Origin of the sequence: Pseudomonas algeriensis, from assembly GCF_048847255.1 — a bacterium.
Taxonomy (GTDB): Bacteria; Pseudomonadota; Gammaproteobacteria; order Pseudomonadales; family Pseudomonadaceae; genus Aquipseudomonas.
This window is the reverse complement of sequence record NZ_JBKKRK010000003.1, coordinates 320,827-335,281: the sequence shown is the minus strand read 5'-3', so window position 1 is coordinate 335,281 and position 14,455 is coordinate 320,827. Positions and strand designations below refer to the sequence as shown.

The window sequence follows — 14,455 nt, the reverse complement described above, 5'->3', positions numbered from 1 at the left end:
TCGGTGTTCACAATCCCCTGTGGGAGCGAGCTTGCTCGCGATAGCCGCGCCGCGGTTTAAAGTGAAGCCAACTCGACCTCGGCTTCCACAGGCTTCACAGCCTTCAACTGCCGCATCTGTTCACACCCCCACAACACCCGCTCCGGCGTCGCCGGCGCGTCGATCTTCGGTTGATGCTGGTAATCCCCCAGGCTCGCCACGGCGTCCTTGATGGCGCACCACGCGGCGATGCCGAGCATGAACGGCGGCTCGCCCACGGCCTTGGAGTGGAACACCGTGTCTTCGGGGTTCTTGCGGTTTTCCACCAGCTTGACCCGCAAATCCAGTGGCATGTCAGCCACGGCGGGGATCTTGTAGCTGGCCGGGCCATTGGTCATCAGCTTGCCCTTGTCGTTCCACACCAGTTCTTCCATGGTCAGCCAGCCCATGCCCTGGATGAATCCGCCCTCGACCTGGCCGATGTCGATGGCTGGGTTCAGCGAGGCGCCGACGTCGTGAAGGATGTCAGTGCGCAGCATCTTGTACTCGCCGGTGAGGGTGTCGACGATCACCTCGGCGCACGCCGCGCCGTAGGCGTAGTAGTAGAACGGCCTGCCACGGGCCTGGCTGCGGTCGTAATAGATTTTGGGGGTCTTGTAGAAACCGGTGCTCGACAGCGAGACCTGCGCGAAATACGCCTGTTGAACCAGTGCCTCGAAGGTCAGGATGTGATCACGCACCCGCACGTGGCCGTTGTGGAATTCCACGTCTTCCTCGCTGACCTTGTATTGCCGCGCGGCGAACTCCACCAGGCGCCGCTTGATAGTTTCGGCGGCATTCTGCGCCGCCTTGCCGTTCAGGTCGGCGCCACTGGACGCGGCGGTGGGCGAGGTGTTCGGCACCTTGTCGGTGTTGGTCGCGGTGATCTGCACGCGGTCCATTTCCACCTGGAACACCTCGGCCACCACTTGGGCGACCTTGGTGTTCAAGCCTTGGCCCATCTCTGTGCCGCCGTGATTGAGGTGGATGCTGCCGTCGGTGTAGATGTGGATCAACGCGCCGGCCTGGTTGAGGAAACTGGCTGTGAACGAAATGCCGAACTTCACCGGGGTCAGCGCCAGGCCTTTCTTCAGGATCGGGCTGCCTGCGTTGTAGCGACGGATCGCTTCGCGGCGCTCGGCGTACTGGCTGCTTTGTTCAAGCTCGGCGGTCATCTCTTCGAGCATGTTGTGCTCGACGGTCTGGTAGTAATGCGTGACGTTGCGCTCGGTCTTGCCGTAGTAGTTGGCCTTGCGCACCGCCAGGGGGTCGAGCCCCAGGTGCCGGGCGATAGCGTCCATCACCTCTTCGATGGCGACCATGCCTTGGGGGCCGCCGAAACCACGGTAAGCGGTGTTCGAGGCGGTGTTGGTCTTGCAGCGGTGGCCGTTGATCGTTGCATCGCCCAGGTAGTAGGCGTTGTCGGCATGGAACATCGCTCGGTCGACGATCGAGGCGGACAGGTCCGGCGAGCAGCCGCAATTGCCAGCCAGTTCCAAGGCAATGCCGTGCAGACGACCGGTGCTGTCGAAGCCGACGTCGTATTCGATGTAGAAGGGATGGCGCTTGCCGGTCATCAGCATGTCTTCGACCCGGGGCAGGCGCATCTTGGTCGGCTGGCCGGTGAGGTGCGCGATGACGGCGCACAGGCACGCCGGGCTGGCGGCCTGGGTTTCCTTGCCGCCGAACCCACCGCCCATGCGACGCATGTCCACCACCACTTTGTTCATCGACACGCCGAGCACTTCGGCCACCAGCTTTTGCACTTCGGTGGGGTTCTGGGTCGAGCAGTAGACGATCATGCCGCCGTCTTCGGTGGGCATCACCGAGGAAATCTGGGTTTCCAGGTAGAAATGTTCCTGGCCGCCGATGTGCAGTGAACCCTGGATGCGATGTTCGGCGCTTGCCAGCGCCGTGGCTGAATCGCCGCGCTGGTGGGTATGGCTGTCGAGCACGAAATGCCGCTTGCGCAGCGCCTCGACCACATCCAGCACCGGTTCCAGGTCCTCGTATTCGACTATGGCCGCCATGGCTGCCTTGCGCGCCGTTTCGAGATCCCTGGCGGCAACGGCCAGAACGGGTTGACCAACGAACTGCACATCGTCGATCGCCAGCAGCGGGTCACCGGGCAGCAACGGGCCGATGTCCTTCAGGCCCGGGATGTCCTGGTGGGTAATGGCGATGCGCACGCCTTCGAAGGCGTAGCAAGGCGCGGTGTCGATGCGCAGGATCCGCGCGTGGGCGCGGTCCGAGAGCCGGGCATAGACGTGCAATTGGTTCGGGAATTCCAGGCGGTCGTCGATGTACTGTGCCTCGCCTGAAACGTGCTTCGCGGCGCTGTCATGCTTGACGCTGCGGCCCACGCCGGTGGTGAGGTCGCGGGCGAACAGTTGCGCCAGTTCGGCTTGGGTCTTTTCTACGGCGTGATGATTAGACATAAGCGGTCACCCGAGTCTCGATGTGGGGCGTTTGCAGTTCGATGAAATATTTGCGCAGCAGGTTGCGGGCGCTGAGCAGGCGATATTCCTTGCTGGCGCGGAAGTCCGACAGGGGCGTGAAATCCTCCGCCAGGGCCGCGCAGGCGCGTTCGAGGGTGCTGTCGGTCCAGGGCGCGCCGATCAGCGCGGCCTCACAGTGCTTGGCGCGCTTGGGGGTCGCGGCCATGCCACCGAAGGCCACACGGGCATCGCGGACCATGCCGTTGTCGATGCGCAGGTTGAACGCCGCGCACACGGCGGAAATGTCGTCGTCCAGGCGCTTGGAGACTTTGTAGGCGCGAAACGCTTGCTCGGCGCTGGCCCGGGGCACGATGATCTTTTCGATGAATTCGCTTTCCTGGCGGGCGGTTACCCGGTAATCGATGAAATAGTCTTCCAGGGCCAGGGTGCGGCGTGTCTGGCCTTTGCACAGCACAATCTGCGCGCCGAGGGCGATCAGTAGGGGCGGCGAGTCGCCAATGGGCGAGGCGTTGCCGATGTTCCCGCCCAGGGTGCCCTGGTTGCGGATCTGCAACGAGGCGAAGCGCTGCAGCAGTTCGCCGAAGTCCGGATATTCGGCTTGCAGGGCCTCGTAACAATCGGAAAGCGCGGTGGCCGCGCCGATTTCCAGGCGATCATCGAAACGCTCGACGCGCTTGAGTTCGGCGACGTTGCCCACGTAGATCATCACCGGCAGGGTGCGGTGGAACTGGGTGACTTCCAGCGCCAGGTCAGTGCCGCCGGCCAGCAGCCGTGCTTGTGGGTAGGCGTCGTAGAGGTCGGCCAGGTCAGCCACGGTCAGCGGCACCAGGCAGCGTTTGTCGCCACTGTTGAGTTCTCCGGTCTCGGTCGGTGCGATGGCTTTGAGGCGGGCAATGGTCTGGGCCTCACGGGCGTCGAACTGGTCGGGCTGCTTGGCGCAACAGGCCTGGTCGGCGGCGGCCAGGATCGGCCGGTAACCGGTGCAGCGGCACAAGTTACCGGCCAACGCTTCGTGGGCCTTGTGGGCGTCGGGCTGCTCGCTGTTCTTTTGCAGGGCGAACAACGACATGACGAAGCCCGGGGTACAGAAACCACATTGCGAACCGTGGCAATCGACCATCGCCTGCTGGACGCTGTGCAGCTGGCCATCGTGCTTGAGGTCTTCGACGCTGATCAATTGCTTGCCGTGCAGCGACGAGACGAAGGTCAGGCACGAATTGAGGCTGCGGTAGCGAATACGCTCGCCACCTTCTGCGTCCGTCTCCAATTCGCCCACCACCACGGTGCATGCGCCGCAGTCGCCGCTGGCGCAGCCTTCCTTGGTGCCGGGTTTACCAACGTGTTCGCGCAGGTAATTGAGCACGGTCAGGTTCGGGTCCAGGGCATGCTCGCTACGGAGTTCCTGGTTGAGTAAAAACTGGATCACGGAAGGCCTCGCAGATTCATTATTGTTGTACCGACGTGAGCTGAATTTAGCAGTTCTGACTTTTCGGTCAATGATTTTCTGACTTAAAGGTCAAGAAATACCGTTTTGTCGATAAAACCCTGTGGGAGCGAGCTCGCTCTCACAGGCTCTCTTTCACCAAGAGGGCAGGCACTTTTTGCTTATATCGTGCCAAAAACCAGGTGGAGGCCCTGCGCCATGACGTATTGAGTGCGCTACACTGCGCCGCTTGTGCAGATCTGAAGAGTTTGAAGGACAACCATGACGTTCAAGGCCCCGGACAGCCTCGCCGAGCAAATCGCCCATCATCTCGCCGAGCGCATCATTCGCGGCGAAATGAAGCCGGGAGAGCGCATCCAGGAGCAGAAGGTTACGCTGGCGCTCAATGTCAGCCGCGGTTCGGTCCGCGAGGCCTTGCTGATCCTGGAGCGGCGTCACCTGATCGCCATCTTGCCGCGCCGTGGCGCCCACGTCACCGAGCTCACCGAACACAAGGTGCGCAGCCTTTGCGCATTGATGAGCGAGCTCTATATCCTGCTGGGCAATGCAGTGGCGCATGGTTGGAAAGAGCAGGCAGACATGGCGCCGTTCGTGGCGATCCAGCAGCGCCTCAAGGAAGCCTACGAGCGCCAGGACATCCGTACGTTCGTCGACGATAGCTTCAGCGTGATGCGAGCAGCCTATCCCTTTGCCAACAACCCTTATCTGCAGGAAACCGTTGAAAACCTGCAACCGGCCATGAGCCGCGCCTATTTCCTGGCTCTTGAGCAGCGCAAGGCGGAAATGAGCGAATTCCTCGACCTGTTCCAGCGCCTGCTCGCGGCCGTGCTGGCCCGTGATCTGCCGCAGATCCGCACCGTGCTCACGGCTTATGCCCAGCGCAGTTGCGATCTGGTGGTTTCGGCCCTGACGGCGGCCTGACGTGCGACTCAAGTGCATCAAGCTGGCGGGGTTCAAATCCTTCGTCGACCCGACGACGGTGAACTTCCCCAGCAACATGGCGGCGGTGGTCGGGCCCAATGGTTGCGGCAAGTCGAACATCATCGACGCCGTGCGCTGGGTGATGGGCGAAAGCTCGGCCAAGAACCTGCGCGGCGAGTCGATGACCGACGTCATCTTCAACGGCTCCACCAGCCGCAAGCCAGTGAGCCAGGCCAGCATCGAACTGGTGTTCGATAATTCCGATGGCACCCTCATCGGCGAATACGCGGCCTACGCGGAAATTTCCATCCGCCGCAAAGTGACCCGTGACAGCCAGAACAGCTATTTCCTCAACGGCGCCAAATGCCGTCGCCGGGACATCACCGACATCTTCCTAGGCACCGGCCTGGGACCGCGCAGCTATTCGATCATCGAGCAGGGCATGATCTCCAAGCTGATCGAGGCCAAGCCCGAAGACCTGCGCAATTTCATCGAAGAAGCCGCCGGCATCTCCAAATACAAGGAACGGCGTCGCGAGACCGAGAACCGCATCCGCCGTACCCACGAAAACCTTGCGCGTCTGACTGACCTGCGTGAAGAACTCGAGCGCCAGCTCGAACGCCTGCATCGCCAGGCCGAGGCGGCAAAGAAATACCAGGAATACAAAGCCGAAGAGCGCCAGCTCAAGGCCCAACTGTCGGCCCTGCGCTGGCAGGCGTTGAACGAACAGGTGGGCCAGCGCGAGGCGATCATCGGCAACCAGGAAGTCAGCTTCGAAGCGTTGGTGGCCGAGCAGCGCAACGCCGATGCCGCCATCGAGCGCCTGCGCGACGGGCACCATGAACTCTCCGAGCGCTTCAACCTGGTGCAAGGGCGCTTCTATTCCGTGGGAGGCGACATTGCCAGGGTCGAGCAAAGCATCCAGCACGGCCAGCAGCGCCTGCGCCAGTTGCAGGAAGATTTGAAGGAGGCTGAGCGCGCACGCCTGGAAACCGAATCCCACCTGGGCCACGATCGCACCTTGTTGCTGACCCTCGGCGAGGAGCTGGAGCGGCTCACGCCGGAGCAGGAATTCACCAGCGCCGCCGCCGAAGAGGCAGCCGCAGCCCTGGAAGAAGCCGAGTTGACCATGCATGGTTGGCAAGAGCAGTGGGACAGTTTCAACCTGACCTCGGCCGAGCCGCGGCGCCAGGCAGAAGTCCAGCAGTCGCGCATCCAGCAGTTGGAAACCAGCATGGAGCGCCTGGCCGAACGTCAGCGTCGCCTGTCTGAAGAGCGCGCCTTGCTCGCCGCGGATCCGGAAGACGCCGCGATTCTGGAGCTGAGCGAGCAACTGGCGACCAGCGAAGCCACCCTCGAAGACCTGCAGGCCAGCGAAGATGCCCAGGTCGAACGCCTTGAACAACTGCGCCAAGCCTTGCAGCTGGCCTTGCAGAACCAGCAACAGGCCCAGGGCGAATTGCAGCGACTCAACGGTCGGCTGGCCTCGCTGGAGGCCTTGCAGCAAGCCGCGTTGGACCCAGGCACCGGCACTGCCGAATGGCTGCGCGACCAGCACCTGGCCGAGCGCCCGCGCCTGGCCGAAGGTTTGAAGGTCGATGCCGGCTGGGAACTGGCGGTGGAAACCGTGCTGGGCGCCGATCTGCAAGCAGTGCTGGTGGATGATTTCGCCGGGTTCGATCTTTCCGGTTTCAGCCAGGGCGATCTGCGCCTGCTCAGCCCGGCCGGCGACGGCGTGCGGGTGCCAGGCAGTCTTTTGGACAAGGTCGAAGCCCAGGTCGACCTGTCGCCTTGGCTGGGGCAGGTCAAGCCGGTGGACAGCCTCGAGCACGCCTTGACCTTGCGTGGGCAATTGGCAGCCGGCGAAAGCCTGATCAGCCGCGACGGGTATTGGGTCGGGCGGCATTTCCTGCGGGTTCGCCGGGCCTCTGAAGCCGAGAGCGGCATGCTCGCCCGAGGCCAGGAAATCCAACGCCTGGCCGCCGAGCGCGAAGAGCGCGAGGCCAGCGTCGAAGCCCTGGAAACCGAACTACAGAACCTGCGGGCGCAACAGCGCCAACAGGAAAACGGCCGCGAACACCTGCGTCGGCTGTTGCAAGATGAAGCGCGCCAGCAGGGCGAACTCAAGGCGCAGCTGTCTGCCGGCAAGGCCAAGGTCGAACAATTGGCCCTGCGTCGTACCCGTCTTGACGAAGAAATCGCCGAGTTGGGCGAGCAGCGGGCGTTGGAACACGAACAGATCGGCGAGGCGCGCCTGCAATTGCAAGAAGCCCTTGATGCGATGGCGGTGGACACCGAACAGCGTGAATTGCTGCTGGCCCAGCGCGACAGCCTGCGTGAACGCCTGGACCGCGTGCGCCAGGAAGCGCGCCAACACAAAGACCATGCCCATCAGCTGGCGGTACGCCTGGGCTCGCTCAGGGCCCAGCACGATTCCACACGCCAGGCCCTGGAACGTCTGGAAATGCAGTCCGAGCGCCTGACCGAAAAGCGTGAGCAGTTGAGCCTCAACCTGGAAGAGGGCGAGGCGCCACTGGAAGAACTGCGCCTCAAGCTCGAAGAGTTGCTCGACAAACGCATGAGCGTCGACGAAGAACTCAAGACTGCACAGATTGCCCTGGAGGATGCCGACCGCGAACTGCGCGACGCTGAGAAGCGCCGCAGCCAGGCCGAGCAGCAATCGCAGCTGATCCGTGGCCAGATGGAGCAGCAGCGCATGGAGTGGCAGGCCTTGACGGTGCGGCGCAAAGCCTTGCAGGACCAATTGCTGGAAGACGGCTACGACCTCGACGGCGTGCTCGCCACCCTGGTGGCCGGGGCGAACGAAAAGGACGCCGAGGAAGAACTTGAACGCATCGCTCAGCGCATCCAGCGCCTGGGGGCAATCAACCTGGCGGCCATCGACGAGTACCAGCAGCAGTCAGAGCGCAAGCGTTACCTGGACGCTCAGAACGACGATCTGGCGGAGGCGCTGGAGACCCTGGAAAACGTCATCCGCAAGATCGACAAGGAAACCCGCAACCGCTTCAAGGATACCTTTGATCAGATCAACGGCGGTTTGCAGGCGCTTTTCCCAAAAGTTTTCGGTGGCGGTAGCGCCTACTTGGAACTGACGGGCGAAGATCTACTCGATACAGGGGTGACAATCATGGCGCGTCCTCCCGGCAAGAAGAACAGCACCATCCATTTGCTCTCCGGCGGCGAAAAAGCGCTGACGGCGCTGGCTCTGGTCTTTGCCATTTTCAAACTGAACCCGGCGCCGTTCTGCATGCTCGATGAGGTCGACGCACCACTGGACGACGCCAACGTCGGCCGTTACGCACGGCTGGTGAAGGAAATGTCCGAAACGGTGCAGTTCATCTACATCACCCACAACAAGATCGCCATGGAAATGGCCGACCAGTTGATGGGCGTGACCATGCATGAGCCGGGGTGTTCGCGGCTGGTGGCGGTGGATGTGGAGGAGGCCATGGCCATGGTGGACGCCTGAACAAAGGCTCGCAGGGCTTCTGTTTTGAACGCTGTAGGTGTTTTTTACCCTTGGGGCTGATGTTCAATTCACAGATTGGGCACAAGCCTATGCGACAGACGGTGTAAAGTTATCTTTGGTCGTGCTAGTTTAATGTCAATTTTTCGTATGCGTGGGCAAAACGCCATTCAGAACATAGAGTTGGCGCCACGTTTTAAAGCGGTTTGCAAATAGCTAAGCCCCTTATTTTTCAGCATTTTTATAGAGGCACGGGATTAAATGGAAATCGGTCTGCGCGAGTGGCTGATCGTCATCGGCATCATTGTCATTGCCGGTATTCTTTTCGACGGCTGGCGTCGCATGCGCGGCGGCAAGGGCAAACTCAAGTTTCGCCTGGATCGCAGCCTGTCGAACCTCCCCGATGAGGATGACAGCGCCGAGCTGTTGGGTCCGCCCCGGGTGCTGGACACCCACAAGGAGCCGCAGCTGGACGAACACGATTTGCCGTCCATGAGCGCGCCTGCCCGTGAGCCACGGGAGTCGGGTTCCAAGCGCGGCAAGCGCAACAGCGAACCGTCCCAGGGTGATTTGAACCTGAACCTCGACCTCGATGGCGGGCCGAGCTTCAACAGCCGTGACGGCGATTTCCCGGACGAGAGCAAGTCATCCAGCGGCGACAAGGAACAGGCCCAGGCCGAAGAAGTGCTGGTGATCAGCGTGATCTGCCGCGACCCGGCCGGCTTCAAGGGCCCTGCGCTGTTGCAGAACATCCTGGAAAGCGGCCTGCGTTTTGGCGAGATGGACATCTTCCATCGCCACGAAAGCATGGCAGGCAATGGCGAGGTGTTGTTCTCCATGGCCAACGCCGTCAAGCCTGGCGTGTTCGACCTGGACGACATCGACCATTTCAGCACGCCGGCGGTGAGCTTCTTCCTGGGCCTGCCAGGCCCGCGTCATCCCAAGCAGGCTTTCGACGTGATGGTGGCCGCTGCGCGCAAGCTGGCCCAGGAGCTCAACGGCGAATTGAAGGACGACCAACGCAGCGTGCTGACGGCCCAGACCATCGAGCACTACCGCCAGCGCATTGTCGAATTCGAACGCCGCGCGCTGACCCAGAAGCGTTGAGCGATGAGACCGGCTCCCCTTGGTTGGAGAGCCTCTTGTGGCGAGGGAGCTTGCTCCCGCTGGGGTGCGAAGTACCCCTCAACGTCTTGAGAAAATTGAGCAGCCCAGGCTGCTCTTTTGCTTTATGAGAGAACACCATGAGCGCCGTCGAAACCCGCATCCTAGAGCTGCGCACCGAGCTGGACCAGCATAATTACCGCTATCACGTCCTCGATGAACCTTCCATTCCGGACGCCGAATACGATCGTCTTTTCCATGAGCTCAAAGCCTTGGAAGAACAACACCCGGAGCTGGTGACGAGCGATTCCCCGACCCAGCGAGTCGGCAGCGTGGCGCTGTCGGCCTTCAGCCAGGTGCGTCACGAAATCCCGATGCTCAGCCTGGGCAACGTGTTCGACGAAACCACTTTGCGCGAGTTCGACCGGCGAGTGACCGAAGGCCTCGACCTGCCCATGGGCGATTTGCTCGGCGGCGGCGCGGCGGTGGAATACAGTTGCGAGCCGAAGCTCGATGGCCTGGCGGTCAGCCTGTTGTATCAAGACGGCATGCTGGTGCGCGGCGCGACGCGCGGTGACGGCACCACGGGCGAAGACATCAGCGTCAACGTGCGCACCGTGCGCAACATTCCTCTCAAGTTGCAAGGCAGCGGCTGGCCACCGGTGCTGGAGGTGCGCGGCGAGGTGTACATGTCCAAGGCCGGTTTCGAGCGCTTGAACGCCACCCAGCTGGAGGCGGGCGGCAAGACGTTCGCCAACCCCCGCAACGCTGCCGCAGGCAGCCTGCGCCAGTTGGACTCCCGGATAACCGCCAATCGTCCCCTTGAGTTTTGCTGCTATGGCATCGGCCAGGTGACGTCGGACATCGCCGATACCCACATTGGCAATCTCAAACAACTCAAGGCTTGGGGCATGCCCATCAGCCGCGAGCTGAAGCTGGCCCACGGCATCGACGAATGCCTGGATTACTACCGTGACATTGGTGAGCGGCGCAGTTCGCTGCCCTACGAAATCGACGGCGTGGTGTTCAAGGTCAACAGCATCGCGTCACAGCGCGAACTGGGTTTTCGCGCGCGGGAGCCTCGCTGGGCTATCGCTCATAAATTCCCTGCCAGCGAAGAGCTTACCGAACTGCTGGACGTCGAGTTCCAGGTCGGCCGCACCGGCGCCGTCACGCCCGTGGCGCGGCTCAAGCCGGTCAAGGTGGCTGGCGTGACGGTGGCCAACGCCACGTTGCACAACATGGACGAGGTGGCGCGCCTGGGCCTGATGATCGGCGACACGGTGATCATTCGCCGAGCCGGTGATGTCATCCCGCAAGTGGTGCAAGTCGTCACCGAGCGTCGTCCAGTCAATGCCCGTCCGGTGGCAGTGCCGCAGCAATGTCCGGTTTGCGGTTCCCACGTCGAACGCACGCAACTGATCAAGCGCAGCAAGGGCCGTGAAACCGTCAGCGAAGGCGCGGTGTACCGCTGCGTCGGTCGCCTGGCCTGTGGCGCGCAGCTCAAGCAGGCAATCATTCATTTTGTCTCGCGCCGGGCCATGGATATCGAAGGGCTGGGCGAGAAGAGCGTTGAACAATTGGTGGACGAAGGCCTGGTGGGGTCGCCGGCGGATCTGTATGCGCTGACGTTCGAGCAGATCGTCGACCTGGAAGGCTTCGCCGAGCTGTCGAGCAGGAATCTGCTGTCAGCGATCGTCGACAGCAAGAAGCCGAGTCTGGCGCGTTTTATCTACGCCCTCGGCATTCCCGACGTGGGCGAGGAGACCGCCAAGGTCCTGGCCCGCTCCCTCGGTTCACTGGAGCGCGTGCAGGCGGCGCTGCCGCAGGTGCTGACGTACCTGCCGGATGTCGGCCTGGAAGTTGCCCACGAGATCCACAGCTTCTTCGAAGACCCGCACAATCGCCAGGTCATCAAGGATCTGCTGCGCCATGGCCTGGAGATCCAGGACCAGGGCGAACTGAGCGCGGAATTTTCCGCCAGTACTACCCTGGGAGGCTTCCTCGACAAGCTGCACATTCCTTCGGTCGGGCCGGGCGGCGCGCAGAAACTGGCGGATAAGTTCGGTTCCCTCGATGCCGTCATGGATGCCGACTGGCTGGACATGCGCCAGGCGTTGCCAGAAAAACAGGCAAACGCCGTGCGCGAATTCTTCGCCATCGCCGCCAATCGTGAACAGGCCTTGGCTGCCGAGCAGCAACTGCGGGATTTCGGCATGCACTGGCGGAGCGAGAAGAAAGTTGTCGAGGGCTTGCCTGAAGCGGGGCACACCTGGGTCCTGACCGGTTCGCTGGAGCTGATGAGTCGCGATGTCGCCAAGGACAAGCTGGAAAGCCTGGGGGCGAAGGTGGCCGGTTCCGTGTCGGCGAAAACCCACTGCGTGGTGGCCGGGCCGGGCGCTGGATCGAAATTGACCAAAGCCAATGAACTGGGGCTCAAGGTGCTCGACGAACAAGCGTTTGTCGAGTTCTTGACAGGGCATGGCGTCGCGCTCTGAGGCTTGGCTTTTGTGGCGGGGGCGCAAGCTCCCTCGCCACGGTTATCGGGGTCATGACACAGCGTTTTGGAACGATCATGAGCATCAGGTGATCTAGTCTTGCAGGCTCCTGGGAGAGATCGCCATGTACCGCTTTTTCGAACAACTGAGCTCACGCATCGCCGCGCCGTTCCTGGGTGATCGGTCACGCAACAGCAAAGTCTGGCCGTGCCGCTGCGGCCAGTCATTGTTCTTTCGCAACAGCCAATGCCTGGCGTGCCTGGCGGCGTTGGGGTATCAGCCGGAGCAGAGCCGCCTTTCGTCCCTTCAGCCCGGCGAGCAACCTGATACCTGGCTCCTGGACGTCGACCCGCAGGCCGGACTGTTTCGCCGCTGCGCCAATCTCGACACCCCGGCGGCGTGCAATTGGCTGTTACCAGCCAACGGGCACGACACACTGTGCATCGCCTGCAGCCTGAATCGCACGATTCCTGACCTCTCGATCCCGGAAAACCCCGAGCGCTGGCGCAAGGTCGAAACCGCCAAGCGCCGCCTCGTGGCGCAACTGATTACCCTCGGCTTGCCGGTCATCCCCAAGAGCGCCGACGAAAACATCGGCCTGGCCTTTGATTTCATCGGCGTCGACCCCGACGGGAAACCGCCGACGACCGGGCACGCCAGCGGCCTTATCACCCTCGACATCAAGGAAGCCGACGATGCTCACCGCGAGCACGTGCGGCAGCAGATGCACGAGCCGTATCGAACCTTGCTCGGGCATTTTCGCCACGAGGTCGGCCATTATTTCTGGGACCGGCTGGTTGCCGACAGTCACTGGCTGGAGCCGTTTCGCGCCTTGTTCGGCGATGAGCGCGCAAGCTACTCCGAGGCGTTGGAGCGGCATTATCAACAAGGCGCGCCACTGGATTGGCAGGCCCGTTACGTCAGCGCCTACGCCACCATGCACCCGTGGGAGGACTGGGCTGAAACCTGGGCCCATTACCTGCACATGATGGACGCCGTCGACACGGCGCTCGGCTTCGGCATGAGTGCGCGGGAAATGGATTTCGACTACCAGCCATTTCCTCCCGAAACCCTGTTCGACCCCGAGCACGCGGGCGGAAAGGCGTTCCTTTCATTCGTCAACGCCTGGATCGAACTGGCCGGAATGCTCAACGAACTCTCGCGCAGCATGGGCCAGCCGGATTTCTACCCATTCGTCGTACCGGCGGCAGTAATCACCAAACTGCATTTCATCCATCTGGTGATCCAGGAGGAGGGTGGCCGGGCGGATGAGGTGCTGTTGTAGTTTCCATCTGAATGGCCGAGGCGATTGCGAAAGAGGTTCTTCCCATAGCAAGTACTTGAACCTCATGGATTTTTTTAATCCGGCACGAACGGTTGTAACTTCTTGTCAGATAGGTACAATGGCGCGGCTCGCCGCAAGGCGGGCGTCGTTATGGTGACCCCATCGGTCCCCCCGCAACGATTACCCGTGAACCTGGTCAGATCCGGAAGGAAGCAGCCACAGCGGGAACATTGTGTGCCGGGGTGTGGCTGGTGGGGTTGCCTCCTTAACGCCCCCAGGCCTTCGTTCGCAAGGTTTGCCAGATACCTTCCTGTTCTGCGATATCACGCTCGTGCCGGTGGCTGACGAAACCACAGGGCGCCACCACAGCGCCAGGCCCGGCCCGTTGATCATGGAGACGCATCACCGTCCCGCAACCCTTCGTTGCGGCCAGTATATAGCTGGATGATCGCGTCGATTTCCCCGGATCTCTTCATGTTCGACAAGGTACGCAGGATGCGCTGTGCGGGAATCTTCGGATCATTGCGCACATAGCAGCTTAACTGTTGTTCTTGCAGGACAGCGACTTGGCGCAGCTGTCGGTCAGCGCTGTGACGCTGGTTGAACCAGTCCAGCGCCCATTGATTGCTGACCGCATAGCGGTATCGCCGGGCCAGCAGTTTCGCCAGCACCTGATCCTGGCTGCGGGCGTCGTCGCGCCGCAGGTGGCCACTGTCGAACAATGGCTGCAGGGTGGGGTAGCTGTAGCTCAGCACGGTGCCGATGGACTGTTGTGTGAGTGCCGACGGCGTGATGGCAGCGGGAGCGCCGGGCGAACCGACAAGCACATCGCGCTGGAAGAACAGCGGGACGCTCCAGAGATAGTCGCCCCCAATATCCTTTACCCAATCAGGCGAGACATAACAGCGCATGTCTATTTCGCCCTGCTCCATGGCGCTGTCCAGTCGCGCGCGGGCCAGGACATGGAATTGCGCAGGCATGCCAACCTGGGTCGCCAGGCTGGTCATGACGTCCGGCAGAATGCCCTGGGTCGGGCGGCCTCTGTCGATCTGCACCATGGGCATGGCCCAGCCATCGGTGACGGCAAAACGCAAGGGAACCTCATCAGCGAAACACCCCGTCCCCAACAACAGCAAAGCCCCCATGGCCGAACGCATAAACTCTCCTGACTGTACAAAAAACTGTCGACAACCGAGCTGCTGAACCTAGCTTAGCCAGATTAGACGAGCGCACCGGATG

At 62.0% G+C, this 14,455-nt stretch carries 8 protein-coding genes and 1 other RNA gene; 6 read left to right on the top strand and 3 right to left on the bottom strand.

Going from position 1 to position 14,455, the window contains the following annotated elements; translation table 11 throughout:
• Positions 1-56: 56 nt before the first annotated feature.
• Together xdhB and xdhA are read right to left on the bottom strand one after the other, a co-directional pair.
• Positions 57-2,456, bottom strand: coding sequence for a xanthine dehydrogenase molybdopterin binding subunit (gene xdhB / locus ACLK1G_RS06800; RefSeq protein WP_420764730.1), 2,400 nt, complete (start codon positions 2,454-2,456; stop codon positions 57-59).
• Positions 2,449-3,903, bottom strand: coding sequence for a xanthine dehydrogenase small subunit (gene xdhA / locus ACLK1G_RS06795; RefSeq protein ID WP_420764729.1), 1,455 nt, complete (start codon positions 3,901-3,903; stop codon positions 2,449-2,451). The genes xdhB and xdhA overlap by 8 nt, the downstream gene beginning before the upstream one ends.
• Before the next feature lie 279 nt (positions 3,904-4,182).
• Between xdhA and ACLK1G_RS06790 the strand changes: the two genes are divergently transcribed.
• The 6 genes from ACLK1G_RS06790 to ffs all read left to right on the top strand — a co-directional run bounded on the left by ACLK1G_RS06790 (position 4,183) and on the right by ffs (position 13,473).
• Complete coding sequence (locus tag ACLK1G_RS06790) at positions 4,183-4,842, top strand: GntR family transcriptional regulator (protein ID WP_420764728.1); 660 nt, start codon at positions 4,183-4,185, stop codon at positions 4,840-4,842.
• Position 4,843: 1 nt separating this feature from the next.
• The gene (gene smc / locus ACLK1G_RS06785; RefSeq protein WP_420764727.1) at positions 4,844-8,332 is read left to right on the top strand and encodes a chromosome segregation protein SMC; all 3,489 of its coding nucleotides are present in this window, start codon (positions 4,844-4,846) and stop codon (positions 8,330-8,332) included.
• A gap of 258 nt (positions 8,333-8,590) precedes the next feature.
• On the top strand, positions 8,591-9,436 hold the full coding sequence (gene zipA, locus ACLK1G_RS06780) for a cell division protein ZipA (protein WP_420764726.1): 846 nt from the start codon (positions 8,591-8,593) through the stop codon (positions 9,434-9,436).
• 137 nt (positions 9,437-9,573) lie between these two features.
• Entirely contained in the window at positions 9,574-11,931 is a 2,358-nt protein-coding gene (gene ligA, locus ACLK1G_RS06775; protein ID WP_420764725.1) for an NAD-dependent DNA ligase LigA, read from the top strand.
• 124 nt (positions 11,932-12,055) lie between these two features.
• Positions 12,056-13,216, top strand: a complete 1,161-nt coding sequence (locus ACLK1G_RS06770; RefSeq protein ID WP_420764724.1) for a zinc-binding metallopeptidase family protein — start codon at positions 12,056-12,058, stop codon at positions 13,214-13,216.
• A gap of 160 nt (positions 13,217-13,376) precedes the next feature.
• An RNA gene (ffs, locus tag ACLK1G_RS06765) (signal recognition particle sRNA small type) lies at positions 13,377-13,473 on the top strand.
• A gap of 132 nt (positions 13,474-13,605) precedes the next feature.
• On the opposite strand, the gene ACLK1G_RS06760 is transcribed toward ffs, so the two are convergent.
• Positions 13,606-14,373, bottom strand: a complete 768-nt coding sequence (locus ACLK1G_RS06760; RefSeq protein WP_420764723.1) for a substrate-binding periplasmic protein — start codon at positions 14,371-14,373, stop codon at positions 13,606-13,608.
• Positions 14,374-14,455: the final 82 nt, after the last annotated feature.

What these genes read in the sequence shown, in the direction of transcription:
- zipA (WP_420764726.1), top strand. Translation starts at nt 8,591, where the DNA reads ATGGAAATCGGTCTGCGCGAGTGGCTGATCGTCATCGGCATCATTGTC.
- xdhB (WP_420764730.1), bottom strand. Translation starts at nt 2,456, where the DNA reads ATGTCTAATCATCACGCCGTAGAAAAGACCCAAGCCGAACTGGCGCAA.
- ligA (WP_420764725.1), top strand. Translation starts at nt 9,574, where the DNA reads ATGAGCGCCGTCGAAACCCGCATCCTAGAGCTGCGCACCGAGCTGGAC.
- ACLK1G_RS06760 (WP_420764723.1), bottom strand. Translation starts at nt 14,373, where the DNA reads ATGCGTTCGGCCATGGGGGCTTTGCTGTTGTTGGGGACGGGGTGTTTC.
- ACLK1G_RS06770 (WP_420764724.1), top strand. Translation starts at nt 12,056, where the DNA reads ATGTACCGCTTTTTCGAACAACTGAGCTCACGCATCGCCGCGCCGTTC.
- ACLK1G_RS06790 (WP_420764728.1), top strand. Translation starts at nt 4,183, where the DNA reads ATGACGTTCAAGGCCCCGGACAGCCTCGCCGAGCAAATCGCCCATCAT.